The 25,308-nt window shown below is 46.6% G+C and carries 23 protein-coding genes; 6 read left to right on the forward strand and 17 right to left on the reverse strand.

Going from position 1 to position 25,308, the window contains the following annotated elements:
* Nucleotides 1–66: 66 nt before the first annotated feature.
* Both K0H61_RS14090 and K0H61_RS14095 read right to left on the reverse strand, forming a co-directional pair.
* A complete protein-coding gene (locus tag K0H61_RS14090; protein WP_220050087.1) occupies nucleotides 67–597 on the reverse strand; it encodes a hypothetical protein in 531 nt (176 codons plus the stop codon).
* Nucleotides 590–1,333, reverse strand: coding sequence for a winged helix-turn-helix domain-containing protein (locus K0H61_RS14095; RefSeq protein WP_220050088.1), 744 nt, complete (start codon nucleotides 1,331–1,333; stop codon nucleotides 590–592). Before K0H61_RS14095 ends, K0H61_RS14090 begins: the two co-directional genes overlap by 8 nt.
* Before the next feature lie 443 nt (nucleotides 1,334–1,776).
* Here K0H61_RS14095 and K0H61_RS14100 point away from each other — a divergent pair, with 443 nt between their 5' ends.
* Together K0H61_RS14100 and K0H61_RS14105 are read left to right on the forward strand one after the other, a co-directional pair.
* A complete protein-coding gene (locus K0H61_RS14100; RefSeq protein ID WP_220052731.1) occupies nucleotides 1,777–2,601 on the forward strand; it encodes a cytochrome c3 family protein in 825 nt (274 codons plus the stop codon).
* Between the two features lie 7 nt (nucleotides 2,602–2,608).
* Complete coding sequence (locus K0H61_RS14105; RefSeq protein ID WP_258405951.1) at nucleotides 2,609–3,124, forward strand: hypothetical protein; 516 nt, start codon at nucleotides 2,609–2,611, stop codon at nucleotides 3,122–3,124.
* Nucleotides 3,125–3,193: 69 nt separating this feature from the next.
* Here the strand turns inward: K0H61_RS14105 and K0H61_RS14110 are convergent, their stop codons facing one another.
* The 8 genes from K0H61_RS14110 to tkt all read right to left on the reverse strand — a co-directional run bounded on the left by K0H61_RS14110 (nucleotide 3,194) and on the right by tkt (nucleotide 13,031).
* Nucleotides 3,194–3,739, reverse strand: coding sequence for a hypothetical protein (locus K0H61_RS14110; protein WP_220050090.1), 546 nt, complete (start codon nucleotides 3,737–3,739; stop codon nucleotides 3,194–3,196).
* Entirely contained in the window at nucleotides 3,732–4,478 is a 747-nt protein-coding gene (locus K0H61_RS14115; RefSeq protein WP_220050092.1) for a winged helix-turn-helix domain-containing protein, read from the reverse strand. The genes K0H61_RS14110 and K0H61_RS14115 overlap by 8 nt, the downstream gene beginning before the upstream one ends.
* Before the next feature lie 163 nt (nucleotides 4,479–4,641).
* Entirely contained in the window at nucleotides 4,642–6,111 is a 1,470-nt protein-coding gene (nhaD, locus tag K0H61_RS14120; protein WP_220050094.1) for a sodium:proton antiporter NhaD, read from the reverse strand.
* Between the two features lie 249 nt (nucleotides 6,112–6,360).
* Complete coding sequence (locus tag K0H61_RS14125) at nucleotides 6,361–7,098, reverse strand: DUF481 domain-containing protein (RefSeq protein ID WP_220050096.1); 738 nt, start codon at nucleotides 7,096–7,098, stop codon at nucleotides 6,361–6,363.
* Between the two features lie 185 nt (nucleotides 7,099–7,283).
* The gene (fba, locus tag K0H61_RS14130; protein ID WP_220050098.1) at nucleotides 7,284–8,351 is read right to left on the reverse strand and encodes a class II fructose-bisphosphate aldolase; all 1,068 of its coding nucleotides are present in this window, start codon (nucleotides 8,349–8,351) and stop codon (nucleotides 7,284–7,286) included.
* A 229-nt stretch (nucleotides 8,352–8,580) separates the two neighbouring features.
* Complete coding sequence (locus tag K0H61_RS14135) at nucleotides 8,581–9,756, reverse strand: phosphoglycerate kinase (RefSeq protein WP_220050100.1); 1,176 nt, start codon at nucleotides 9,754–9,756, stop codon at nucleotides 8,581–8,583.
* A gap of 125 nt (nucleotides 9,757–9,881) precedes the next feature.
* The gene (gene epd, locus K0H61_RS14140) at nucleotides 9,882–10,898 is read right to left on the reverse strand and encodes an erythrose-4-phosphate dehydrogenase (RefSeq protein ID WP_220050102.1); all 1,017 of its coding nucleotides are present in this window, start codon (nucleotides 10,896–10,898) and stop codon (nucleotides 9,882–9,884) included.
* A 138-nt stretch (nucleotides 10,899–11,036) separates the two neighbouring features.
* Nucleotides 11,037–13,031: a transketolase gene (gene tkt, locus K0H61_RS14145; protein ID WP_220050103.1), complete on the reverse strand. Its 1,995-nt coding sequence runs from the start codon at nucleotides 13,029–13,031 to the stop codon at nucleotides 11,037–11,039.
* A gap of 491 nt (nucleotides 13,032–13,522) precedes the next feature.
* On the opposite strand from tkt, the gene metK reads away from it, so the two are divergent.
* A complete protein-coding gene (gene metK, locus K0H61_RS14150; protein WP_220050105.1) occupies nucleotides 13,523–14,674 on the forward strand; it encodes a methionine adenosyltransferase in 1,152 nt (383 codons plus the stop codon).
* Nucleotides 14,675–14,793: 119 nt separating this feature from the next.
* Here the strand turns inward: metK and K0H61_RS14155 are convergent, their stop codons facing one another.
* Entirely contained in the window at nucleotides 14,794–15,162 is a 369-nt protein-coding gene (locus K0H61_RS14155) for a hypothetical protein (RefSeq protein ID WP_258405952.1), read from the reverse strand.
* 92 nt (nucleotides 15,163–15,254) lie between these two features.
* A complete protein-coding gene (locus K0H61_RS14160) occupies nucleotides 15,255–15,812 on the reverse strand; it encodes a GNAT family N-acetyltransferase (protein WP_220050107.1) in 558 nt (185 codons plus the stop codon).
* A gap of 172 nt (nucleotides 15,813–15,984) precedes the next feature.
* On the opposite strand from K0H61_RS14160, the gene K0H61_RS14165 reads away from it, so the two are divergent.
* Nucleotides 15,985–16,995 (forward strand): GGDEF domain-containing protein, encoded by a 1,011-nt coding sequence (locus tag K0H61_RS14165; protein WP_220050109.1) that lies wholly within the window; start codon nucleotides 15,985–15,987, stop codon nucleotides 16,993–16,995.
* Between the two features lie 59 nt (nucleotides 16,996–17,054).
* On the opposite strand, the gene K0H61_RS17845 is transcribed toward K0H61_RS14165, so the two are convergent.
* Nucleotides 17,055–17,288, reverse strand: a complete 234-nt coding sequence (locus K0H61_RS17845) for a hypothetical protein (protein WP_258405953.1) — start codon at nucleotides 17,286–17,288, stop codon at nucleotides 17,055–17,057.
* Nucleotides 17,289–17,357: 69 nt separating this feature from the next.
* Between K0H61_RS17845 and K0H61_RS14170 the strand changes: the two genes are divergently transcribed.
* A complete protein-coding gene (locus tag K0H61_RS14170; protein ID WP_220050111.1) occupies nucleotides 17,358–17,777 on the forward strand; it encodes an META domain-containing protein in 420 nt (139 codons plus the stop codon).
* A 155-nt stretch (nucleotides 17,778–17,932) separates the two neighbouring features.
* Here K0H61_RS14170 and K0H61_RS14175 read toward each other — a convergent pair whose 3' ends face one another.
* The 3 genes from K0H61_RS14175 to K0H61_RS14185 form a co-directional block, all read right to left on the reverse strand.
* Nucleotides 17,933–19,825: a putative bifunctional diguanylate cyclase/phosphodiesterase gene (locus tag K0H61_RS14175; protein ID WP_220050113.1), complete on the reverse strand. Its 1,893-nt coding sequence runs from the start codon at nucleotides 19,823–19,825 to the stop codon at nucleotides 17,933–17,935.
* Between the two features lie 202 nt (nucleotides 19,826–20,027).
* The gene (locus K0H61_RS14180) at nucleotides 20,028–21,353 is read right to left on the reverse strand and encodes a dicarboxylate/amino acid:cation symporter (protein WP_220050114.1); all 1,326 of its coding nucleotides are present in this window, start codon (nucleotides 21,351–21,353) and stop codon (nucleotides 20,028–20,030) included.
* Nucleotides 21,354–21,525: 172 nt separating this feature from the next.
* Complete coding sequence (locus tag K0H61_RS14185; protein WP_220050116.1) at nucleotides 21,526–21,822, reverse strand: hypothetical protein; 297 nt, start codon at nucleotides 21,820–21,822, stop codon at nucleotides 21,526–21,528.
* A gap of 206 nt (nucleotides 21,823–22,028) precedes the next feature.
* Here K0H61_RS14185 and K0H61_RS14190 point away from each other — a divergent pair, with 206 nt between their 5' ends.
* Nucleotides 22,029–22,484: a GNAT family N-acetyltransferase gene (locus tag K0H61_RS14190; protein WP_220050117.1), complete on the forward strand. Its 456-nt coding sequence runs from the start codon at nucleotides 22,029–22,031 to the stop codon at nucleotides 22,482–22,484.
* 94 nt (nucleotides 22,485–22,578) lie between these two features.
* Here the strand turns inward: K0H61_RS14190 and K0H61_RS14195 are convergent, their stop codons facing one another.
* Nucleotides 22,579–25,137, reverse strand: a complete 2,559-nt coding sequence (locus tag K0H61_RS14195) for an acylase (protein WP_220050119.1) — start codon at nucleotides 25,135–25,137, stop codon at nucleotides 22,579–22,581.
* Between the last annotated feature and the right edge of the window lie 171 nt (nucleotides 25,138–25,308).

Below are 25,308 nucleotides of genomic sequence, written 5' to 3' on the forward strand. Positions count from 1 at the left end.
TAACTTAGGAGCCCAACACAGGATATTAAAATATAATCTAAACCTAAAACCGCACAAATACACTGATTAAATTCGACTATTTACGATTCTACAGCCGCAAACCGTATTACTTGGCTGAAATAACACCACGGCATAATCTTGAAGATTATCGCTATCTAACACCTCGATACTCAAATTATGTCTACCAGACTCACTAAAGTGCAAGCTGCTGATATAGGAGAGGTATTTCATATGTTCTGGCCAATCCTTCTTGTTGGACTCCTCTGATTCTGTCTTGGTTTTGACCGACACATTGTAAGTTTTGCGATTCAGTTCCATGCTCGCCAAGTCTCCTTGCATCGCAATCATTCCTGCACTACTGCCATCGAGATTAAAATAGCGATAATTAATCTGAGCATTTTTTGCCGAAATAAGCACATCGACAAGTAGGTAATACCGGCCTTCATCCACCTGTTGCATCTGACGGTCAAATAACTCGGAACTGCAATTCAAAATGACAGCTTTGCTGGCCAACCATTGTTGGTAAATAACCCCACAGGCCACAATAAGCGCTGTCAGGATCAGAAAATTTAATAGCCACTTAAACCACTTAGTCACAGATCTCTACCCCCTGTAACCAATCGGAATCGATAAACTTCTTAGGGCTACTCAGATCGCTAATTTTTAGATTTCTCACAACCGACTGCCCCAGTTTTTGCCCTCTAAGGGTAATGTTTAGCACTTGTTTATCATGGGAAAGAGAAATATATGCCTCCTGCCAATTACTACTTGAACACAGACTTAAACTCTGACTAAGACGCTCCCCCAACTCGAATAACAAGGTATTGTTAGTTTTTGACTGGGCATAGAGATGCTGTTGGATCACTTGACCCGATGGTAAATAAATCTGACTGGATTGGATTGCATTGGTCGGAGCGCTATGGTCGATGAGGCGGATATAGAAAACGATAAATGCCAGCATAAAACCAAAAACCAACCATAGACTCCAGCTTGGCAAAGCAAGTAATTGGGAGGTAAGCAGGCGCTTAGATGCCCCCCCTTGTACCGAATGGAGTAAATAGCCCTGACCTTTAACGGTTTCAATTAGACCCTCATGTTGCGGCCCAAGAAAAGAGCGTATTTTAAACACCGCGCGTGCTAGGGATGTATCGGTTAGCGGCGTGTGGACTCCATCACCCGTTTTGAGGTCATGCTTAGATACCAGTTTCCCCTGATGCTCAACCAGCAGACAAAGCACCTGCAGCTCAGCACGAGGCAGGTGCCAAGACTCTTGACTGGTCTGTTCAATGAGTAAGCCCCGTTCTCGATCAAACCAGCAGCCCCCCACTTGCATAACCCCACCCTCGCGTAAATAAAAGCATGGCATTGAGTCTATGCAAGATAACTAATGATTACTGTGATCCCCTTAACCTCAAGCGGTAAAGAGTTTGATTTCGTGAACTAATCGCATGCTTGCTTTAACAGCGATGGATAAAAATCCAAGCCAGATCACAGTCGTAAATGACATTTATCAGAGAGTCAATTCAACATAAATTCACGTAAATGTGACAAATGACGTGATCTATCACAAAGTACAATCGGTTTAGCTAACAAAAGATTTAACCTTTAATCTAAAACAAGAATCAATCACTGTATACCACCCTAGAGATACAGCCCAATTGGGGCATTATGATCCCCGAGTGCAAATCACATTATTTATCCCTTGGCTTAATAAACTTAAGTCATCAGCCAAATTAACTGATTGATAAATTAAGTAATGACATGAGGATATTAATGATGAGTATGAATCGTCGCCAAGCATTAACACGCATTATCGGTATCAGCACCGCGGCAGCAGGTGCTACCTTAGTCGGAACATCTGCCTTTGCTGCAACCGACGAAAATGGTCAATACCAATTAGAGATGGGAGAAAAACTTAAGTACGTCCCACTTGACGCTATGGCAACGGCAAAACTTGCCTACGAGACCAGTGGCGGCTGCATGCGCCAAGTGTTCCACTCAGTTATCACTATGCTTGCACAATCGGCGAGTGTCGATGCGGATAAATTTAAAACAATTCCAACCGCGTTAACTGCCTATGGCGGTGGTGGGATCGCAAGCCAAGGTACTATTTGCGGTAACCTTAATGGCATAGGTATGCTGGTCAATATTTTAGATGATATCAATGACCAAAATAGCGCGATTATCGCCAATGCCTTCCGCTACTATGAGAAAACCCCCCTCCCATATGCCGACGATGCCTTTCTTACAGGCATAGCCACTACAGCAGAAAAATCCGTGGCAGCGGGGAAAACGTCGATTTCCAACAGTGTGCTATGCCACTCCTCAATCAGTAATTGGTCACGCGCCTCTAATCTCCCTTTCGCGAAAAAGGGCGAACGTTGTCTACGTCTATCCGCATCAATGACCTATTACATAGTCGATTTACTCAATCGCGCCTACAAAGGTGAAGACATCAGCGCCCTTGTAGCCACTAAACCTTCAGGTGAAACTCAAGCCTGCCAAAGCTGCCATGGCGCCAGTGGCACTATTGATGAACAAGCGGCAAGCGTGAAAACCGATATGGAATGCACCACTTGCCACACAGGACACTTTAACTAAGGAGCGTATGATGAACTATCCATTGCTCAAAGCTGCCTTAGCCGCACTGTTTTTATCGGGCTGTGGCAGCGATAGCGAGACTATCGAAGATAAACCCACGACTCCTGAGCAACCTGTCATTAGCACTATCAATGTCGATGACGCAGAACAAATTAATCTCACCGTGGATGAATATCGCGCCGATAGTCAGAGCTTGCTCTTCACCCTTAATGACGGCGAACAAAAACCCATTATTGGTGCTCAATATTATGATGCTTATTTCTTTGGTTTTGCTGATAAAAAATCTTCGAACCCTAAGGCTTGGAAGCGTTGGCATGTTACCCAAACCTATCGCTGCCAGACTGAAGGCGAATGTACCGGCACCTTAACCGAATTGGGAAATGGCCAGTATCAATTCGATATTCCGGGTTTGAACTGGCAGGCACAGGATCCAAGTGGTGCAGCATCCACAGTTAAAGTCTCGATGTTAATTTATGGCGCCAAGGCCAACAGCGAATTTAATTTAGTCCCTATCGCACCCTAGTTGTACCTACGCAAAACGGCCTCTAATTAGAGGCCGTTTTCATTAAAAATAGTTTCTATTCAAGCCAAATTATCGACCAGAGCAAGCCCAGAGGTTTCCGCTTGGATAAAACTTGATCAAAGTAAAGTCATTGATCCTATCCATTTCCACAATCTGCAGATCGTAACTCATTTCACCCAACTCTAAGAGTGATACACGGGCCTGTTTGATTTCATCACGGATAGGTTCTGGCACTTCATCTTCAAGTAAATCCATTTTCAAATTGGCTTGGTCTAAATCCAATTTGTAGGTCATAGTACCTGCCTCTAATGTCGAGACTGTTCCATTATAAATAATGGCTGCCAAGTCATGATCATCGATGCGATAGCGATAATTCAATTTCACCCTCTTATCCTTGATCTCAACGTCGAGTTTCAGGGATTGGCTAAAGTGCGCAGCGTTAACATTGAACGGCGATTTATATAACCTAGCATCACAGGTCAAAGCAATATGCTTATTGTTCACAGCATTAGCCTTGAATACAACAAACAGACTGAATAAAAGCACCATTAACACAACCAGATGCCATAATTGCAGCCCACGACCAAATAGCGTTGAATTGATTCGATTAAGCACAGATCCCCACCATTTTTAACCAAAACTCATCGATAACATCGGCATTAAAATCTTCCGACATCATTTTTATAGTCTCAAATCGCAATCCATTAGCATCTTGATTTTTGAGCACTAAGCTGACTAATCGACGATCCTCGGAAATCGTTGCCGCAATGGATTGCCACGGGAAAACAGAACAGGAAGAAATCTGTGTTAAAAAGTGATTGACCAGCGGACGCATAGCGTGGTCCTTACGCTGACCAGTATAAAACTGAATTTCAGATAAAGTACCATCCTGCATCGGCAGTTGTTTAGCGTAATCGGGAGCAATCACCGTCGGATGGGAAATCCGTGACCCCATCCAAAACACTAGGCTTACTGCAAGCGCAATGATGAAAAAAAACTGCTTAGTGGAAATCGTCCGCTTAGAAAGATAAAGCGCTTGTTTAGCTTGGTTTCGAGGTATCGCGTGGAGTATAAATCCTTGATCGGCAACATTCACAAGCAGATGTGTAGCTTCTCTGCCAAGGAAAGAACGCAACCGTTGGATACAAGTATTAAGCCGTTCATCGGCTTTTGATGGCTTAACTTTTGGAGCAATCACCTGCTGCAATTCGAGACGAGACACAACCTTCCCACTTTGTTTACTTAACAAAGTCAGAATGTTGAACTCATCTTCACTTAATAACCAGCTGCTCCCTGAGCTTGCATCTACAAGCACTTGTTCCTGTGCATTAAACCAACAAGTACCAATCTGCATCTCGGCCCCTTCACTTTCTTACGAGGGCTGAGTATACATTTTGCGCTAAAAAATCACTGTGATCTCACCCCCTCTAACAGGAGTAGTGAAATAATCTGTGATTGCAATCAACAAAACATTTAATGCTAAAAAAAGTGATAGATACAAACTGTTTCAGTTGTTTTTAGAACATTGCAGAATTGAGCCACATATGAACCCAAATACTCACGACATAACCCAAAGCAATAACAGGTGACCAACGTAAATGGGCGCCAAAGGTATAAATTCCCCGAGCTTGCCCCATCAGTGCCACCCCTGCAGCGCTGCCAATTGATAGTAAACTGCCCCCAACACCTGCGGTTAAGGTCACCAGTAACCATTGACCAAGAGCCATATCCGGGTTCATCGTCAACACTGCGAACATCACCGGAATATTATCAATGATTGAAGATAACACCCCGATTGCAACGTTGGCATAGGTGGCATCCCAGTGGGAATACATGGCCTCAGAAACAAGACTCAGATACCCCATAAAGCCTAATCCGCCCACACATAACACTACGCCATAGAAAAACAGTAGCGTATCCCATTCTGCACGGGAGATACGGTTAAACACGTCGAAGGGCACCACACTGCCAAGCTCTTTTAAACGATGTAAATCTTGACGCAGCTCTGCCTTAGCACGTTCACGTTCAAGCGAACGCTCAAAGGTTTTACGCAGGTAAAAACCGAAAAATTGCAGGAAACCTAGGCCTGTCATCATCCCGAGTACTGGTGGCATCCCAAGGAACGAATGCGCGCACACGGCGGTAGCAATAGTCATTAAAAACAGCGCGACAATCCGCTTGGCGCCGGTTTTGGTATATATCTGTTCCTTTTCCGGCTCAGGCACAAAACTGGGAATGAAAATACTCATGATGGCTGCAGGTAGGACAAAGTTAATCAGCGCAGGAATAAACAGATGGAAGAAATCGCCAAAGTGCACTAGTCCCTTCTGCCACACCATCAAAGTAGTGATATCGCCAAAGGGACTAAATGCGCCCCCTGCATTAGCGGCCACCACAATATTGATACAAGCTAAAGTGATAAATTTACGTTGCCCAGCCCCAACCTTCATCACGACAGCACACATCAACAAGGCCGTCGTTAAGTTATCGGCGACGGGCGAGATAAAAAACGCCATGAATCCCGTTAACCAAAATACGGTTCTTAAACTAAATCCCCGCCCGACTAACCAGCCACGAATAGCATCGAAAAGATTTCGCTCTTCCATGGCGTTGATGTAAGTCATAGCAACAAGCAAAAACAGGAGCAGTTCAGCATACTCTAACAGGTTATGTTTAAAAGCGGCTTCAGCCACCTCAGACATGCCGTTTTGGGTATAAACAAAGCCTATCATTCCCCAAATTAATCCCGCAGCGACCAACACAGGTTTTGATTTACGTAAATGCAGCACCTCTTCAGCCATCACCAGTAAATAGGCAATGATGAATACCCCCACGGCAATATAACCCACAGAGGCTGTCGTTAAATTAAGTCCTTCCGCTCCCTCAGTCATTGCCCAAGCTGTAGGTGAAAATCCACTCAAAGTTGCAACACATAAAGCGCTAAACAGCGTCATTCCACTGTCTTTAAACCACCGCTGTAATCTCATCAAAGTTTCATCTCTCGAAGGAAATTAGATCGAAAATTACCACAGCTATACATCAGTAAATGTTGATAAAACGCAAACTTTTAGTTGCTCAACTCTCCCCCAAGGGAGTAAAAATGATTAATTCTTGTTAACGACAGCGTTTACTAATAAAGCATCACTGTCGTTTCCTAAAAAATTAGTTCATAAACGTCCAATAAAAAAGCACCTTTCGGTGCTTTTTTATTGATTTCAATTAGATTCGCTAGTGACTTAGAAAGAATACAGCAACGTCATGTTGGTCTCAGTATCGGTACTCTTCTTGTTATCCAGCGGTTCGCTGTTATAACGCACGATAATCGCGAACTTCATCGCAAGCGCGCCGATAATATTGGCAGTGAGTGCCGTTTCAGAGCGGGCATCTAACTTTTCACCGTAATCGGCCACAAAACGTTGTTGAAACTTAGAAGTGTCAGAAATTTCAGTCTCGAAGTTCACTACGCCGTGGGCAACCATACTGGATTCAGAACTATAACCTTCGAGTAATGCTTGCTCTTCATCGAGTCGTTGGTACAGATAACCGGGACCGATTTCCACATCTAGGAATGCGGTGCGAGTATCATAGAGTCGGTGACCATAACCCGCCGCGGCAGAGACAGTGTAGTCATAACCAGTAAAAGGGTCGGCTTCAAAGTTGGTGTTAGCAAATAAGTAGCTCTTATCATTGAGCTTATAGTTACCTTGAGCGCCGATAAAATAACGCTTAGCGGTCACTTCATCGGTATCTTCTTTGTAGAGTCCTTCAAACAGGTATTGGTTTTCCCAATTGCCTAATTCGTGTTTAAGATTGAGGCGTCCCTTGTAGGACGAGGTATCAGTATTACCTGTTGTTAAGGTTGCCCCTAACTCGGCTTCACCTGCGAAGGTCTTGTCGCCTTTTACAAAATCGGCACCCGCATTGGCCATTAATGGTGCAGTCATTAATATCGCTGCGGTCAATACTTTCTTCATGTTTATCCGTTCCTTTTTTGTGTATCCCCTTAAAAAGCCTGGCAATAGTAACAGCTAGAGCAACAGATTGAAAATTGGACAAAAAGCATCCAAAAAAAAGCCCCTAAGTTAACCAAAAAATGGCGTCACTGAGGGGCGTTAATTTTTATGCCTTAGGCGATGCTAAGGGTATAAAAGTTAAGCGATTACAGGTTGATCTTAGGATCTAATGCACCCGATTGATAAGCCTTGTACATCGCTTGCAGAGACAATGGCTTGATCTTAGAGGCTTGACCGGCACAACCGAAGGCTTCGTAACGAACGGTACAGATGTCCGCCATCGCATCCATTGACGCTTTTAAGAATTTACGAGGATCGAACTCGCTTGGGTGTTCAGCCAAGTATTTACGTACTGCACCGGTAGAGGCTAAACGCAGGTCGGTATCGATGTTCACTTTACGCACACCGTGTTTGATACCTTCAACGATTTCTTCTAATGGTACGCCGTAGGTCTCAGGGATTTGACCACCGTATTGGTTAATGATCTGTAACCATTCTTGAGGCACAGAAGAAGAACCGTGCATTACTAAGTGAGTGTTAGGAATACGGGCATGGATTTCTTTGATACGGTCGATACGCAGTACATCACCCGTTGGTTTACGGCTGAACTTGTATGCACCATGGCTGGTACCGATGGCGATAGCTAAAGCATCAACATGGGTATCGGCAACAAAACGAGCTGCTTCCTCTGGGCTAGTCAGCAGTTGATCGTGGCTTAAAATGCCTTCTGCGCCAACGCCGTCTTCTTCACCGGCGGTGCCGGTTTCTAAGCTGCCTAAACAACCGATTTCACCTTCTACAGACACACCACAGGCGTGGGCAAAGGCTACGGTACGGCGGGTTACGTCAACGTTGTACTCGTAAGACGCAGGTGTCTTACCGTCGGCCATTAACGAGCCGTCCATCATCACAGATGACATACCTAATTGGATAGAACGCTGACAGATATCAGGATCGGTACCGTGGTCTTGGTGAATACAGACCGGAATATCTGGGTACTGCTCAAGGGCTGCAGTCATCAGGTATTTTAAGAACTGAGGACGGGCATATTTACGAGCACCGGCTGAAGCTTGAACGATAACAGGACTGTCTGTCGCTTCTGCTGCTTGCATGATGGCACGCATTTGTTCGAGGTTGTTTACGTTGAACGCTGGAACACCATAGCCATGCTCTGCCGCGTGGTCTAGCAGTTGTCGTAGGGAAATTAACGCCATTTTTAACTCCAATAATAGGGTGACTATCACATTCTTAAACGCTTAGTCACCGAGGTCGCTATCGTTTGGATCGATTCTTATGCTTAAACACTTGAGTCAGTTTAAATAAACTTAAGCGAATGAGCGGTTTATTTATAATTTTTTTAATTGCGGCACTTAAGCTCCGCTAACACTTAAGTTCTTCTAAAACTTAACTGCCACTATAGCTTAAGTGCCGCTATGTGGTGACTTAGGCACCACGGGTTTTCAGCATTGCTACTGCAGGCAGTTCTTTGCCTTCGAGGAACTCGAGGAAGGCGCCGCCGCCGGTAGAAATATAAGAAACTTTATCGGCGATATTGTACTTATCTACTGCGGCTAAGGTGTCACCACCGCCTGCGATAGAGAAGGCCTTAGAGTCCGCAATCGCCTGAGCAATACGCTTAGTGCCTTCACCGAATTGGTCGAATTCGAACACGCCTACTGGGCCATTCCATACAATAGTACCCGCAGCTTCGATGATTTTCGCAAGGGCTTCAGCGCTGTCTGGGCCGATATCGAAGATCATATCGCTATCACCCACCGCGTTCACAGGCTTTAGGGTTGCCGCTGCCGTTGGGCTAAATTCGCCCGCAACGACCACATCGGTAGGCACTGGAATATCGCCACCACGGCTCTGAGCGTTAGCCACTAAGCGTTTTGCTTCATCAATTAAATCAGCCTCATATAGTGACTTACCCACATTGTGGCCAGCCGCTGCGATGAAAGTATTAGCAATACCGCCACCCACAACTAATTGGTCAACGATGCCAGATAAGCTTTCTAATACGGTGATCTTTGTCGATACTTTAGAGCCACCCACGATAGCCACTAATGGGCGCGCTGGATTGTCTAACGCCTTACCTAAGGCATCTAATTCTTGCGCAAGCAGAGGGCCCGCACAGGCGATAGGGGCGAATAAGCCAACACCATTGGTCGAGGCTTCGGCGCGGTGCGCGGTGCCAAAGGCATCCATCACGTACACGTCGCACAGTGCCGCCATTTTCTTAGAAAGGGCTTCGTCGTTTTTCTTCTCGCCTTTGTTAAAGCGAACGTTTTCAAATACAACGACTTCACCTACCGCCACTTCAACACCGTCTAAGTAATCAGTCGCTAAACGTACTGGGCAAGACAAAGCCTTAGCCAAGTAATCGACCACAGGTTGCATTGAAAATTCGGCGTTGAATTCGCCTTCGGTCGGACGACCTAAGTGGGACATCACCATCACCGCCGCGCCTTTGGCAAGAGCTAACTCGATGGTTGGTAGAGAGGCACGTAGACGGGCATCGCTGGTCACAACGCCGTTGCTGACTGGCACATTAAGATCTTCACGGATAAGCACGCGCTTACCAGTAAGATCCAAATCTGACATATTGATAATTGCCATGGTAACTCTTCCTTTTAGATTTAAAAACAAACTGTTACAGATCAATCGGTGGTGATGATTCTCTAGGCTTTCGACGTCCATTCGAATTCACAAATCTTCACTCACCCATTGGCAAGAAAATTTAGTTAGCGCTGTTTAGCTGCAATCATTGCCAAGCTGGTATCCAACATGCGGTTGGCAAAGCCCCATTCGTTATCACACCAGAGTAATAGCTTCACTAAGTGCCCTGCACTCACGCGAGTCTGGGTTCCATCGACGATACTGGAGCGGGGATCATGGTTAAAATCGCACGAGACTAACGGCTCATCAGTATAGCCCAAGATGCCATGGAATCGTCCGCTTGCCGCCAATTCTAACACTTGATTGACGGTCACAATATCCACGGATTTCGCTAGGGTGACAGAAAGATCGATTGCTGTGACATTGATCGTCGGCACCCGCACTGAGATGGCTTCAAACTTATCTTTCATCTTTGGCAGAATGCGCTCAATACCACGGGCAAGCTTAGTATCGACGGGAATAATCGACTGACCCGCGGCGCGGGTACGACGCAGATCGTCATGGTAAGCATCGATCACTTGTTGATCGTTCATCGCCGAATGAATGGTGGTGATAGCACCACTCTTGACCCCAAAATGCTCATCGAGCACATCGATGACGGGCACAATACAGTTAGTGGTGCAGGAGGCATTAGACACCACAGTGTGGTCGGCGCGCAGTAAATCGTGGTTCACGCCATAGACGATAGTGCCATCGACATCCGCCGATGAGGGGTGACTAATCAGCACTTGCTTAGCGCCAGCGTGGATATGGGCTTCGCAGCTTTGGCGGTCGGTTAACACGCCTGTGGCCTCATAGACGATATCGATATCCATCTCATGCCAAGGTAATTTTGCTGCATCGGCTTGGTGTAGGAGTTTGATGGCATCATCGCCAATCAACATTAAGTCGTCTTGAAGACTGACCTTATGCAGGAAACGACCGTGGGTAGTATCGTATTGAGTCAAATGGACTATGGCATCGGGTTTAGCCAATTCATTAATCGCGACAATCTGAATTTGCTGGCGTTTTCCCGATTCATATAACGCACGCAGAATTGAGCGGCCAATGCGGCCATAACCATTGATTGCGACTCGGATCATTGAGGTTTCTATTTCCTCTTAGGCTTCATTTAATAATGCTGTAGGTACAAAAACGGCCTGCAAACGATTGCAGGCCGCATTATACAGATTAACCTTTCAAAAGTTTAACCTTTTGTCGGTAATCTTAAGCTCGGGCAATTAATCTAAGGCTTTAGCCGTGTTCACTACGTTTTCAACGGTGAAACCGAAGTGTTTGAACAGCACATTGCCAGGCGCAGACTCACCGAAGGTGGTCATACCAACAACTGCGCCTTCAAAACCAACGTACTTGTACCAGAAGTCAGTGTGAGCCGCTTCGATAGCAACACGCTTAGTGACCGCTTTTGGCAGTACCGATTCTTTGTAAGCTGCATCTTGCTTATCAAACTCAGTGTTTGAAGGCATAGACACCACACGTACGTTTTTGCCCTCTGCAGTCAGTGCTGCGGCAGAATCCATTGCTAACTGCACTTCGCTACCGGTAGCAATCAGGATGTAATCTGGTGTGCCAGCGCAATCTTGTAGTACGTAAGCACCTTTTGCAACGTCGGCTAATTGCGAAGCCGTGCGCGCTTGAGCCTTCAGGTTTTGACGGCTAAAGATTAACGAGGTTGGCGCATCACGACGCTCGATAGCTGCTTTCCAAGCCACAGCAGTTTCTGCCGCGTCACATGGACGCCATACCGCCATTCTTGGGGTCATACGCAGGTTAGCTAATTGCTCAACAGGTTGGTGAGTTGGGCCGTCTTCGCCTTGACCGATAGAGTCGTGTGTGTAAACGAAGATGTTTTGGATGCCCATCAGCGCAGACATACGTACCGCGTTACGAGCGTATTCCATAAACATCATGAAAGTCGCGCCGTAGTTGATAAAACCGCCGTGCAGAGACACACCGTTCATGATGCCGCTCATACCGAATTCGCGCACACCGTAGTAGACGTAGTTACCGGCAGGATCCTCTTGAATACCTTTAGAGCCAGACCACAGGGTCAGGTTAGAACCCGCTAAGTCAGCGCTGCCGCCTAACAGTTCTGGCAGAATAGCACCGAAGGCTGCAATCGCGTTTTGTGACGCTTTACGGCTCGCAATGCCTTCGCCTTTAGTTTGGCATTCTTGGATGAATGCTTGAGCTTTAGCTTCGAAATCAGCAGGTAATTCACCCTTGATTACGCGGCGATCAAATTCAGCGGCTAATTCTGGGTAAGCAGCAGCGTAAGCGGCGAACTTGTCGTTCCATGCAGCTTCACGTGACGCGCCCGTATCTTTTGCATCCCAACCCGCGTATACGTCTGCAGGGATTTCGAATGGCGCATGTGGCCAGCCGAGGAATTCGCGAGCCGCAGCAATTTCAGCATCACCTAATGGCGCGCCGTGGCAATCGTGGCTGCCTGATTTGTTTGGCGAACCAAAACCGATGATGGTTTTGCAGCAAATCATGGTTGGTTTGTCGGTAACCGCTTTAGCGGCTTCGATAGCCGCGCGGATAGCATCGCTATCGTGACCATCTACGCCAGCAATCACGTGCCAGCCGTAAGATTCGAAACGTTTTGGCGTATCGTCGGTGAACCAGCCTTCTACGTGACCGTCGATTGAAATACCGTTGTCATCCCAGAATGCAATCAGCTTACCTAAACCTAAGGTACCCGCTAATGAACAGGCCTCGTGGGAGATACCTTCCATTAAACAGCCATCGCCGAGGAAGCAGTAGGTGTAATGGTCAACGATATCGTGACCTTCACGGTTAAACTGGGCAGCTAAGGTTTTTTCTGCAATCGCCATACCGACAGCGTTGCTGATACCCGCGCCTAATGGACCAGTTGTGGTTTCAACACCTGGGGTGTAACCGTATTCTGGGTGGCCTGGGGTTTTAGAGTGTAATTGACGGAATTGCTTTAGCTCATCAATTGGCAGATCGTAACCGCTTAGGTGCAGCAGAGAGTAGATCAGCATAGAGCCATGGCCGTTAGATAGGATGAAACGATCTCTATCGACCCATTTTGGATTGTTCGGGTTGTGCTTTAGGAAATCGTTCCACAGCACTTCAGCAATGTCTGCCATGCCCATTGGGGCGCCTGGGTGACCTGAGTTTGCTTTTTGAACTGCATCCATACTTAACGCACGGATCGCGTTGGCGAGTACTTTACGGGAAGACATGCTCTCTCCTGCTTAATTTGTGAGGTCTAGCGGGCAATTTGGACGCATATTTTCCCTTACATAACGGGCTGACGCAAACGAAAATTGCATTCAAATAGCCAAAGTATGACGGATAGCGGCTGCTAACTGGTGGAAGATTTTCCCTTAAGCCAACACCGCACCACTCATTTGTAATACAATAACTCAAATAAAGATATTCATTTTTAACCCAGCAACAAACCCTCCCAAGTATAAAAAATCTATCGACGTTATCCTCCCCAAAATACTAATAATGAGAACGGTGATAATTCCAGCATAAACATACTGCCGTTTTTTCATTTAGTTAGGATAAAAAATCGACTAATGCATTTAAGGCAGAATTTGGGCGACGCCTCACTTTAGACACAAATATTTAGATTAGGGGGTGTCATCGAAGTGAATTTCCACTAAAATAGCCGTCTAGATGTAGATGCTTCTACACGTTTGTTTTTTAACGACGAGATTTTCCTACTATGGCAAAGCACTTGTTTACTTCTGAGTCGGTCTCAGAAGGTCATCCCGATAAGATTGCAGATCAGATTTCTGATGCTGTGCTAGATGCGATTCTGGCTCAAGATCCTAAAGCACGCGTGGCGTGTGAAACCTATGTCAAAACCGGTATGGTATTAGTTGGTGGTGAAGTCACTACCTCTGCCTGGGTTGATATTGAAGAGCTGACCCGTAAAACTGTCCGCGAAATTGGTTACGTCCATTCAGATATGGGCTTTGACGCCGATTCTTGTGCAGTATTAAACGCGATTGGTAAACAATCTCCAGACATCAACCAAGGTGTTGACCGTGCCGATCCAAAAGAGCAAGGCGCAGGCGACCAAGGTTTAATGTTTGGTTATGCCAGCAACGAAACTGACATTCTGATGCCAGCGCCTATCACCTATGCCCACGCATTAGTGAAACGCCAATCAGAAGTCCGTAAAGACGGCACTCTGCCATGGCTACGCCCTGACGCGAAAAGCCAAGTCACCTTTGCTTACGAAGACAACAAGATTGTGGGCATCGATGCGATCGTTCTGTCTACCCAGCACAGCCCTGACATCGCACAAGACGATTTGATCGAAGGCGTGATGGAAACCATCATCAAGCCTGTTCTGCCAGCACAATGGCTGAACAAGGACACTAAATACTTCATCAACCCAACTGGCCGTTTTGTTATCGGTGGTCCAATGGGTGACTGTGGTTTAACGGGTCGTAAGATCATCGTTGATACCTACGGTGGTATGGCGCGTCACGGCGGTGGTGCTTTCTCTGGTAAAGACCCATCTAAAGTAGACCGTAGTGCGGCCTATGCTGCCCGTTATGTCGCTAAAAACATTGTTGCAGCAGGCCTAGCTGACCGTTGTGAGATCCAAGTATCTTACGCCATCGGTGTTGCTGAACCGACGTCTATCAGCGTTGAGACCTTCGGTACAGGCAAAGTCTCTGAAGAAGTCTTAATCAAGTTAGTACGTCAACACTTCGACCTGCGCCCATACGGCCTGACTGAAATGTTGAACCTAGCTCGCCCAATTTATCAGGCTACCGCTGCCTACGGTCATTTCGGCCGCAGCGAATTCCCATGGGAAGCGACTGATAAAGCTGATGCACTGCGTGCCGACGCGGGTTTCTAATCACTGTCATTCATGATTTATTGATTTGATAAGTGATTCAGACATAAAAAAACCGCTAATGAGCGGTTTTTTTATGTCTTTAATTTGACGCAAGTATTATCAGTGCAACTCAGTTCGTTCTAGCAATGATCAAAATGGCTATTCTGCATACACAACAGCGTAATTTGCTCGTCCGATAACAGCGCGCATTCCTGTTGTTTCATCCCTTGAGCCAGTCTCACCTGCGAGTCATTCAGCAATTCGATTTGAGCCAAATAGGCATTGGTTCTGCCGCAATCGAGCCAAACTCCAGCACAGGTTAACCAGTAGTGAGGTTTCGCCTCAGTGAAGCTCACCTCAAATCCTTCGGCTTGAAATCCATTTAAAGCAAGTTCAGATAACAGCACCCTCAGATTATCCCAGGCGGATAAATTAACTTCTGCGTACTTTACTAACAGCTGAGTTACCGTCTTATCTATTTCTTCTGCAATATCAGCCATATTACTCATTCCTGCCCCTTAAATTCAGATTGCTTAGGCGCAAAGCATTCGGTTTAGCCACAGTCACGCGGTTTAACCAAAGTAATTCGGTTTAACAAAAATCACTCGGTAAGCGCCGCCATTAAGTAATAATCCCGGCCACTAAAGCTAAAATAATCGAGCACTTGCATTGAGGCTTTACGGGTATGGGCGGCAAAGGAGCGTTCATTCTCCTCGGCAATAAAGGTCACCATATAGCGAAAATGGGCACGGATCTCATGGCTTAAAGCCTTAACCAGCGCCTCAAATACACCTTGACCGCGATATTGACTATTCACCCAAATAGGTCCGTATTGGCAACTATTCTGTTTAGTTAAACTGCGAAACTCGTCGCTGGCACCTGCGCCAATTTTACTCAAGCGATTAAGCAAGTTGCGATAAATCGGCCAAGCCTCGAAGAATGACCAGCGCCCCGCTATCACATAGCCAATGATTTGGCCTTTGTCCTCGGCCAACATAATCCAGTGCTGGTTTACCAATTCAATCAATTCGGCCCGACTAAAAGATTGTCCCTCAAGATTACCGCCCGTCGAACTCAGTTCATCATTCAGATATTGCTTTTCTAATACGGCTAAAACATCGACATCTGTAAGGGTAGCTAAACGTGTGTTCACTGGCATTCTCGGTACATTGAAGGGCTATTAACAGCGATGATTGCCCGCAGTATACCCCAGTCTGCTAAGTCTTGAGCTATACGGCAGATGAATTGTTGATTTTTTAGCTTGTCGATTTGCAAAAAAACCTGTTATTTTCCTAAACTTAACCCATCTTATTGAATAGTAAGGTTCATCCATGCTGCCTGAGACAATAAACCCCAATGTCAGTCTGCTCGATAGTGACCACCAGCAAATCAACTTAGGCCGCTGGATGCACCAATGCGAATTGATCAAAAGCTATTACAGCGCTACCTGTGCCTTTGTGCTGCAATTAACTCAATCAGGCTTTGAGATTATTGTCAGCTCTGTCAGCGAAAAGCCTCTATTCACTTCGGGTACTTTCTACCCCGAAGATTTTCCGCTGTTTCAAAAAATGAAAAATTCACCCAGCGAAGGCGATTTTCTCAATCTAGGCAGCTTTATGCTCGATGAATTACCTCGGGATTTTGACGGCATTCAACATATCTTATCACGCCCGATTACCTGGCCCGATGGCACTCAATTTGGCTCGCTGTGTGTACTCAATCCGCGCATGACTGAAAGTATGGGCAATAGCGCCATGATGGAGCCCTTCCAAATTTTGCTACAACAGGATTTGTCGCTGCTATGTCAGAACCATCGAATGGAATCCCTATCGATGCGCGACCAAGATACCGGCATGCTCAATCGTTATGGTTTTATGATGATGGCACCAAGGCAACTTAACCTCGGCCGACGCTTCGGTGCACATGCGGGGATTATCTTTTTTGAGCTCATCGAATCTTCCTATGGCAATAAAGGGGCACCAGAAGAAAAACACCACAGGTTATTAGGTAATATTGTCCAAGATACCATTCGCACCGCCGATGTTGCGGCCCATTACAGTACAACCCAATTCGTGGTATTGGCCTTTGTCGATAATGAAAGGGATATATTGCATATCATCAAACGGGTTGAAAAACAGATTGAGCAACATCAGGACTTTAAGCTCGATACCAGCTACAGTTTTTTCACCCCAGAATCGAGTGCCAAATTAGCGCCGATGATGGATGAGGCACGTGGTAAATTGCGCTCCATGAATCCCGTTACCGATGAACCAGAGCAACCAACCCTGGGTATAGATTCAGCGCAGCATGATAATCCCGCGGCCAATTCTGCAGAGCTCTAATCCTCATCAATAAGCAACATGATGCACGACAACTGAGACAGGATGAAATCAGGCTTAAATTAGGGCTTAGTCCTTTCATCCTGTTTTTTGGCCCACTGGATAAAAAGCACTACGGGATAGGGCGACATCAAAACCAATCCGAGCCCTATTAGGCTTGAAATGACCAACATCCCAGACACCTTCAAACTCAAGTCCGTCAACAAAAACAACACAGCACCGCAACCAAGCATCAAAAAACCTAACCAATGTAAAAACTTAAGCAAGTTCATCGTGCTTTTTATAGCGTCCGACATACAACCCTCTTTTGATCTCAGACTAAACTTGTACACTGTGGCCATGAATAGATAAAAGGAACCAAGACAATGTTAAAGCAAACATTCATGTTAGGTGCACTTCTTTTTGGACTGACTGCCTGCCAATCTTCTGCCAACATAGCAAATGAACCTGTTCCCCTAGAGGGCAGCTGGCATATCGAAATGGTCCTCGGCCAAGCCACTATCGATTACAGCCCAGCACAACTGACCTTCGCCGCCGATGGCAAACTCGCAGGCAATAACAGCTGCAACCAGATATTTGGTCAATACCAACAGCAGGGCGAACAACTGACGCTAACGACAGCCGGCACCTCCCGACGAGCCTGTGTCAATGCGCTTATGATGCAAGAAAATAAAGTGATGCAGGCGCTTCCTCAAGTCACAAAAGCCAAACTCGATGGCGGCCGTTTAAGCCTCTTAAGTGAAGATGGCAAAACCGTGCTACTACTCAGTAAACTCAAGTTGTAGGTAGTCGAAACAACGACACCGCTTATCCATTCGTAAAAATCCGCCCTTGGGCGGTTAAAGATCACACATGACGTGTTAATACCATTAATGCATCCACTTTTTAAGTAAATGTGTATAGCAAAGGAGACCTAGTCTCCTTTGTATTTTTACCGGGTTTAGGCTGATGCTGCCCCATCCGAGCTTAGTTTCGCCTGAGTTTGAGTATCCACTTTGTCCAGAGGCTGAGGCCTCGAATACAAATACCCCTGAATCACATCAACCCCCAGTTGCTGCAATGCATCCAGTTGGTCTGTGGTTTCTACGCCCTCGGCCACGATTTCCATTCCTGAAATACCGGCTATATCCAATATGGCGCGCACTATGGCCTGCTGTTTGGTATCAGTATGAATGGTATCAATAAAGGATTTGTCTATTTTCAATACATCGGCCGGTAGCACAGACAGATAACCAAGCGAGGAGTAGCCAGTGCCAAAATCATCGATGGAGAATTTAATCCCTAGATGCTTCAGCTCTGTAATCACCTGATTAAACTCAGTGAAATTGCCTATCAGTTCGTTCTCGGTTATCTCCAGTTCCAGCCGGCTTGGATCGATCTGATAGTGGGCCAACGTCGCCCGAATATTGCTGACAATATCTTTATCAGCCAGTTGTTTCGGCGACAGATTAACCGAAACTGGAATCGGGCCGTATAAGTCGGTAATTTGATTAAACTGGCGGCACACCAACTCAAGGATCAGGTAACCGAAGCTGATAATATGTTCATCGGCTTCGACTATAGGAATAAAAATCCCAGGGCTGATAAATTGACCGTCGCGCTGCAGTCTGGCTAGGGCTTCAATACCCACAACCTGCTTTGTGACGACATTATATTTTTCCTGATAGTGAATTTCGTAGCTGTGGTTGTTGATAGATTCGAGGATAAATTGTTTACGCTCTGCGTCGGCTTGCAGCGCTTGTTTTTCCGCTTCATCGACGTACTTAGAGGTAATGCCCTGAGCTTTCATTGCCGCCAGATGATCCTCTGCCAACTTATAATAATCTTCTGCCTTCAAGGCATCATCTTCGGGGAGTAGGCAGAGACTATAGAGTTCAAGATTCAGAGCCAGATTTGCCGCTTGGTTGATATCCGCTTGTAAGGCCTTTACCTTCTGCAAATATTCGTTTTGGCTAACTTTTTTTTGCGTTGACACCACAAAGGTATTGGCGCCTAAGTAGCCGATTAACCCCAACTGCACTTGTTTTTGGATTAAACCAGCGATATTGCTCAGAATGGCATCTGCATGTTTCAGTCCATAGAGCGAATTAATTTTTCTAAAGTTTTTGATATCAATAAAGACCAAGGCTTTGCAATGGCGCTGACTCAACTGCTGATTGATAAGGTGAGACAGCCGGTATCTGTTATACAGCCCAGTCAGCCTGTCAAAGTAAGCCAACAGTTCAATTTCGTCAGTTTTTTGCTGCAACAACTCTGTAGTTTGTTCTTCTTCCTTTAGCTTTAGTTGCAGTAGTTCTAGCTTGTTGTAGAGGAAAAAATAAATCGCCCGAAAGGCAATAGGCATAATACTGATCAGAACTAGGTAAATGGCTAGGCTGTAGGCATAGTTACTCAGCGCAGAAATGTCACCCGCTGCGCTTCGGAAAAAACTGACAATAACCACCACTGTGGTCAAACTGAGCAGTAGCCATTGTGATTTTGGCTTTTGAAGAAATACGATAATCACAGCATTGAGAAAGACCAGTAATATGCCCGCTAGCTCGTTATCGGTTAATAGCAAAACCGAACTGTACAGGGTTAAAAATGCGGTTACAGTACTAATTTTCATATCAGCTGAAACCCTGCGGCGCAGCAGAAAGAGACTGATCAACAAAAAGAAGGTGGCTGAAGTAAAGAACACATGAACCCATGCATCGGGTCGGATAATTAAGGTATTGATAAAGGAAATAAAAGCCCCGAAAGCGCCGATTAGCATCATGCGGTTCATCGTAGGTTCCAAATATGCCAACAACTCGTCGCGGTATATCTCGGTATTGGTTAATTTAAGTCCCATCGAATTTACCTGCATTACAGCGGCTTGAGATTGCGGCTTAGTGGCTAATTTTAGCCCTAGCACGGCAAAGATGCCATAAGAGACAGTTGCTTAGGTTGACGCCCCAAAAAAATCCATTTGTGGAGCCCCTTTTATCTCTAGCGCGTATAAGGGCAAAAAAGGAGGCCTAACCTCCTTTTCGATGCTATCACTGTGCAATCGTTTAGAGCGGCTTTGTTTCCATATCAGACTCCGCATTTTGCTGGGCAATCACCATGCTCTGCTCCATATCGGCGTTGTAATGATCCTCATCAAGTTCATCCTCCGATTTGGCAATCACAGTGGTAGCCACTAAGTCACCAGAGACATTCACGACCGTGCGCGCCATATCCAAAATACGGTCGATACCCGCAATCAGTGCTACGCCCTCAAGGGGTAAGCCCACAGTTGAAAGCACTAAAGTCAGCATCACTAAACCCGCCCCCGGCACACCAGCGGTACCAATAGAGGCAAGAGTTGCCGTTAAAATAATGGTGAGGTAATCGACCCAGGTTAAGTCGATGCCAAAGGCTTGGGCCACAAACAGTGCCGTTACGCCTTGGTAAAGTGCAGTGCCATCCATATTGATGGTAGTACCCAGTGGTAGCACGAAGCTTGAAATCTTCTTATTCACCCCAAGGTATTCGCTGGCGCATTTCATGCTCGCAGGTAAGGTGCCCGCCGAACTTGAAGTGGTAAATGCCACCGCCATCGCATTGCTGATGCCTTTGAAAAACTGCAGCGGATTAAGCTTTGCAAACAGGCTCAGCACTAAGCTGTAGAAACCTAAAATATGCAAAGCACAGCCTAAGTACACGGCGATAATGACTTTAATCAGCGGCCAGAGCATATCGATACCATAGGCGCCTGCAACCCATGCCATCAGGCCAAACACGCCATAAGGGGCTAGCTTCATCACCATGTCGGTGAGCTTGTACATGGCTTCAGCGAGACTCTCAAACACTTTAACGGCAGGTTTTCCATGGTCGCCTATCAGTACCAGAGCAATCCCAAGCGCCACAGCAAATACAATCACTTGCAGGATTTGACCGCTGGCTAATGCAGCAACGGGATTAGTGGGCACGATATCAATCAAGGTTTGCATAACCGAGGGGGCTTCCTTAGCGGTTTGCACTACTTCTTCATGCTGCATTAGCGGCACGCCGGCACCAGGTTGGATGATGTAACCCACGCCTAAGCCCAAACTGATCGCAATCGCGGTCGTGCAAAGGTAGAAACCGAAGGACTTGAAGCCTATTCGCCCCATCTTAGCGGTGTCTTCCATCGAGGTAACACCCACAATCAGCGAGCAGAAAACCAAAGGCACAATAAGCATCTTGATGGTATTCACAAACAGTGTGCCAATGGGTTTTAGCAATACTGCCTGCTCACCTAAGCTGACGCCTGCCACAATGCCGAGCACCATACCAACAAAAATTTGCAGCCATAACGGTACTGACATCCAAGCAGACCAAGCTCGGCCCAGCGCCGATGAGCGTTGTTTTGACATGTTTATAACCTTGAGTAAGAGGAATGATTAGGTGTTTGGTCTATCCCTAGCGTACAGATTTTGCCCGTTTTTACGATGCGGCCGCAGAGTCTAACATAGGGCACAAAATACCATGGATGATCTGTATCACGTTGAGACCAACGGCTTCTCTGAACACCTTCGGCATTAGTAGTTAGGCATCAAAATAGACAGAGTCGGCGGAAGGTGCAAAACGCTGTGGATACAATGATGCGGGGGGTTGCTCCCGCTCGATAAGATAACTCCAATAGTCATCGTCAAAACCACTGAAGAGGGACTCATTACCGCCCTGGGATTTCAAAATCAATCGCCACCAGATAATGCCCCATAGGCCAAAGGTCAGCAAGGTAAGGACAAAGTGCAAACTGTGATTAATCTGCTGTTCCTGCTGGGTATCATAGACATGTGAAAATTGGGGTTTATAGCGACGAGTTGATTTTACGAATCCCATAATCACTCACTCCCGTTGTTCCAATCGACCTTATTTCAAGCCTAGCAGATTAGACTTTAGTCGTATAAAAATCTTTCATCGCTTGCCAAGTACAGCCCCTCGTCCCCCTCCCCTATTCCGTGTTAAAGTGTGCCGCCCATTTATTCCAGCCCATATATCCCAAGAATTAAGAGCGGTAAGAGACCTAACCGCCTAGGAGCAGATACATGTTGATCCGTAAAGCAAAAGTGCAAGATCTTAACGCCTTGGTGCAATTTAATCAGGCGATGGCACTCGAAACCGAAGGCTTAGCCCTAGACGAAACCACTTTAGTGAAAGGGGTGAACACCCTGCTGAATCACCCAGATAAGGGGTTTTATCTGGTCGCCGAACAAGGGGGAGAAATCCTAGGCTCACTGATGGTGACCTTTGAGTGGAGCGATTGGCGTGCTAAGGATTATTACTGGATCCAGAGCGTGTATATTCGCCCGCAAAACCGTCGTCAGGGGATCTACAGCAAACTCTATGCTGAGGTTAAAGCCTTAGCGGCGGCTAATGGTGGTGCGGCGAGCTTTCGTTTATATGTCGAGCAGGAAAACCTGCCTGCTCAGCAAACCTATCAGGCGTTGGGGATGGAACAAAGTTACTACCTGATGTACGAAGAAAAACCCGCGGCAAAATAACCCCTGTATGCATCAAATGACATCCATAAAAAATGGCTCACCTAGGTGAGCCATTTTTGTTATTCAACTTAAGCTTAAGCCAACTACTGCAGACCTACTTTTGTAAGCTGAGCTCAGTCGTTGAAACCACCGCTGGAGCAATATCGTCCTCTTTAAACAGCAGTGGGCGGAAGCTCTTGCTGCTAGAGTAGAGGTTGCTTTGATCCGTGAAGGATGGCGACAAAATATTGCTCGACTGTGAGTAAGTTAAAATACCGCGCGCTTCAGGACCCTCATCGGTAAAGCTTACCGCCATCATCCAGCTAGAACCGTAACGGATTTGATAACCTTGTTGAGTTAAACCAGAGGCCAATGCTTTGCCCGATACGACGTCCATTACTGGCGCGTATTTGTGCTGTGGAATGAGTGTGTCATCACCCGATAAACTGGTAGAGAACACGTTAAATCCACCCTCAGCATTGTGGGTGCCAGGCCAAGGTAAACGCACGCCACTAGCAGTACCGTCGGGTAGAGATTTCTCTACAAACTGCACATCACCTAAAGGCGCATTTACGGCAAAACCTGCCGCTTCTAAGTTAAGCGCGGCACGAGCCAAGGCCACTAGCGCACTACCGTCAGTCGCTAAGGTATTAGGCGTTGAGGTAGGTTTAGTCTTATCAAAACCAACAGTTAACATACTGCTTTGGCTGAACTGATGGGCAAACTCACGCCACAGAGCACCGCCAACACTGTCGTTATCCTGCTGACCATTCCACGCCTTCAGCGCCGCACAAGCTGCACTGACATCCTTAGATAAGGTTTCAGAAACAACCACAGGCGTAGCACCTTGAGCCTCACACTGAGCAATCAGTTCATCACCAACTAACTCAGCCAGATAGCTACGATTAGACAGTACCGCAGCCTCTAACTCTTCTAAGCTAAACTTGCCGTCACTTCCCGCCGCATCTTCCATCAGGGTTAAGCCCATGCGGGTACGCAGGCTTAATTGATTCCCCTCTGGACCATACATTGGCGAAACGTAAGTCAAAGGCTCGTTAGGGTTAGTCATCCAGAACGAATCGTTAGAGTTCTGAACAAAGTCAGTACGCTCAAGCTTTGGAGCACGCTCGTATGGCGTTGGGCCGTCGAAGCTAAACAGTGAGGTGTTACCCGGCAGAATGGTAAAGCCCGCCTGCGCTCTTGCCGCTTTAACATCGGGTGATGTTCTTAACACTACAACCGCTGCATCGGATAATCCAGGTACCGTTGAGTCGTCGATATAGAAGGTATTACCCTCTTTATCGGCGTACATGGTGTTGTTGAAGATCACGCCATCAAAGTCTTTAAAGGCTTGTTGGAACTCAGCTTTATTGGTTGCACGGTTCATCGCCAACCAATGGTCGAGTACGTCGGTGTTGGCCATGTTGGCGTCTTGGATCATAAAGGCGCCGCCGTCATCCCAACCAAATGGGGCTAAGGACGGTGGTGCTTCAACCATAGGTCCCTTTGGCGTAGTGTATATGTCCTTCTCGGCCACCAGCATGCCCGCAGGACCGCCGTTAACGAGGATAGACACGGTTTCCTTAGTGATTGGCATCGGCTGGCCATCGAACAAGTACTGCATTCTGTCACCGGAAACCATTTCGAGGTTATACATCACGAAATGCTCAGCGGTTGAGAATGTATGGGTCCAGGCTAAGTCTTTGTTAAAACCGATGTTCACTAAACCCGGCATACCAACTAATGAGCCACCCATCATATCCAGTTGACCTGGAATCGTAATGTGAGACTGCCAGAAACGCAGGTTACCGGTGTGCGGGAAGTGCGGGTTACCTAACACCATCCCCTTACCGTTCTCGGTCTTATCCTTACCTAAACCCCAACCGTTAGAGCCCATACCGCGTGGGTTAGTCTCAGGGGTTGTAATTCGGCCAGCGCGTGCAATCAGTTTTGACTGCATATCGGCGATAAAGGCGGTTTGCGCTGAGCTTGGTGCTGGTCCCACGATACGCGGTAAATATTCCTGCGCGTCACCTGGGTTAGCATAGAAAATTAAATCGAGGAAGTTTGCCGCACCCGGTAACAGGGCGATAGAGAACAGGTAAGTCACCACATCCTCTGGCTCAATGGCTTTAACCCAAGGTTGGCCGCCACAGAAAGGTTCTGCGGTTTCTTTACCCGCAGCGACATCCGCGAGATATTGGTTATAACCCGCGGTAAAACCTTGGACGAGAGCACGTGAATTTTCGCTAAGCTGTGGCCATTTCTCTTCTGCCTTTTCGCGGATTTTTAACGCTTTGTAGGCAAAGTCAGAAATTAAGTTGCCGTTATCTTCAGCGGTTGGCATTCCCGTGGTGAAATCAATCGAGGCGTGTGGCCCAAAATACATTGAACGCTCAGAGTTAGCTTTAACAAAGCCATCAGCGAGCACACACAGGTTATCCTGCGCTTGGGCATAGCCACTACCAAAAGCTAAGCTCTCAAGGTTATCGGCTTGGATATGTGGCACACCGTAGGTGGTACGTCTGATATTCGCCTTTAACAGACCATTAGGCGCAAAGGTTTGCAGTTCATTAGTTGCGTCGATTGAGGTGCTATCTTCACTATCGTTACAGCCAGCCAGCATCACGCCGCAGGCCATGCCCATAGCAAGGACAAGTTTGTTGAATTTCATTATTATTATCTCTTGGTTTGTGTTCCTTCAAAGACATCGCTTTATTGTCGTCCTGCAGAACAGACTGAGGCACAATGGTGGAATGTCACATCCTGATCCCAGCGCTGGCTATTTCGTATCCCCTTTCGTACGCTGTCTATGGGAATAAATGGCGACTATGGCAAAATAGAA

This window comes from Shewanella acanthi (assembly GCF_019457475.1).
Classification (GTDB): Bacteria; Pseudomonadota; Gammaproteobacteria; order Enterobacterales; family Shewanellaceae; genus Shewanella; species Shewanella acanthi.

Excerpts from the sequence above, each read along its gene's own strand:
- nhaD (WP_220050094.1), bottom strand. The coding sequence starts at position 6,111 with ATGAGATTACAGCGGTGGTTTAAAGACAGTGGAATGACGCTGTTTAGC.
- K0H61_RS17845 (WP_258405953.1), bottom strand. The coding sequence starts at position 17,288 with ATGTCGGACGCTATAAAAAGCACGATGAACTTGCTTAAGTTTTTACAT.
- metK (WP_220050105.1), top strand. The coding sequence starts at position 13,523 with ATGGCAAAGCACTTGTTTACTTCTGAGTCGGTCTCAGAAGGTCATCCC.
- K0H61_RS14125 (WP_220050096.1), bottom strand. The coding sequence starts at position 7,098 with ATGAAGAAAGTATTGACCGCAGCGATATTAATGACTGCACCATTAATG.
- K0H61_RS14195 (WP_220050119.1), bottom strand. The coding sequence starts at position 25,137 with ATGAAATTCAACAAACTTGTCCTTGCTATGGGCATGGCCTGCGGCGTG.
- K0H61_RS14100 (WP_220052731.1), top strand. The coding sequence starts at position 1,777 with ATGAGTATGAATCGTCGCCAAGCATTAACACGCATTATCGGTATCAGC.
- K0H61_RS14115 (WP_220050092.1), bottom strand. The coding sequence starts at position 4,478 with ATGCAGATTGGTACTTGTTGGTTTAATGCACAGGAACAAGTGCTTGTA.
- K0H61_RS14155 (WP_258405952.1), bottom strand. The coding sequence starts at position 15,162 with ATGAGTAATATGGCTGATATTGCAGAAGAAATAGATAAGACGGTAACT.
- K0H61_RS14185 (WP_220050116.1), bottom strand. The coding sequence starts at position 21,822 with ATGGGATTCGTAAAATCAACTCGTCGCTATAAACCCCAATTTTCACAT.
- K0H61_RS14170 (WP_220050111.1), top strand. The coding sequence starts at position 17,358 with ATGTTAAAGCAAACATTCATGTTAGGTGCACTTCTTTTTGGACTGACT.
- fba (WP_220050098.1), bottom strand. The coding sequence starts at position 8,351 with ATGGCGTTAATTTCCCTACGACAACTGCTAGACCACGCGGCAGAGCAT.
- K0H61_RS14160 (WP_220050107.1), bottom strand. The coding sequence starts at position 15,812 with ATGCCAGTGAACACACGTTTAGCTACCCTTACAGATGTCGATGTTTTA.
- K0H61_RS14175 (WP_220050113.1), bottom strand. The coding sequence starts at position 19,825 with ATGGGACTTAAATTAACCAATACCGAGATATACCGCGACGAGTTGTTG.
- epd (WP_220050102.1), bottom strand. The coding sequence starts at position 10,898 with ATGATCCGAGTCGCAATCAATGGTTATGGCCGCATTGGCCGCTCAATT.
- K0H61_RS14135 (WP_220050100.1), bottom strand. The coding sequence starts at position 9,756 with ATGGCAATTATCAATATGTCAGATTTGGATCTTACTGGTAAGCGCGTG.
- tkt (WP_220050103.1), bottom strand. The coding sequence starts at position 13,031 with ATGTCTTCCCGTAAAGTACTCGCCAACGCGATCCGTGCGTTAAGTATG.
- K0H61_RS14180 (WP_220050114.1), bottom strand. The coding sequence starts at position 21,353 with ATGTCAAAACAACGCTCATCGGCGCTGGGCCGAGCTTGGTCTGCTTGG.
- K0H61_RS14165 (WP_220050109.1), top strand. The coding sequence starts at position 15,985 with ATGCTGCCTGAGACAATAAACCCCAATGTCAGTCTGCTCGATAGTGAC.
- K0H61_RS14095 (WP_220050088.1), bottom strand. The coding sequence starts at position 1,333 with ATGCAAGTGGGGGGCTGCTGGTTTGATCGAGAACGGGGCTTACTCATT.
- K0H61_RS14190 (WP_220050117.1), top strand. The coding sequence starts at position 22,029 with ATGTTGATCCGTAAAGCAAAAGTGCAAGATCTTAACGCCTTGGTGCAA.
- K0H61_RS14105 (WP_258405951.1), top strand. The coding sequence starts at position 2,609 with ATGATGAACTATCCATTGCTCAAAGCTGCCTTAGCCGCACTGTTTTTA.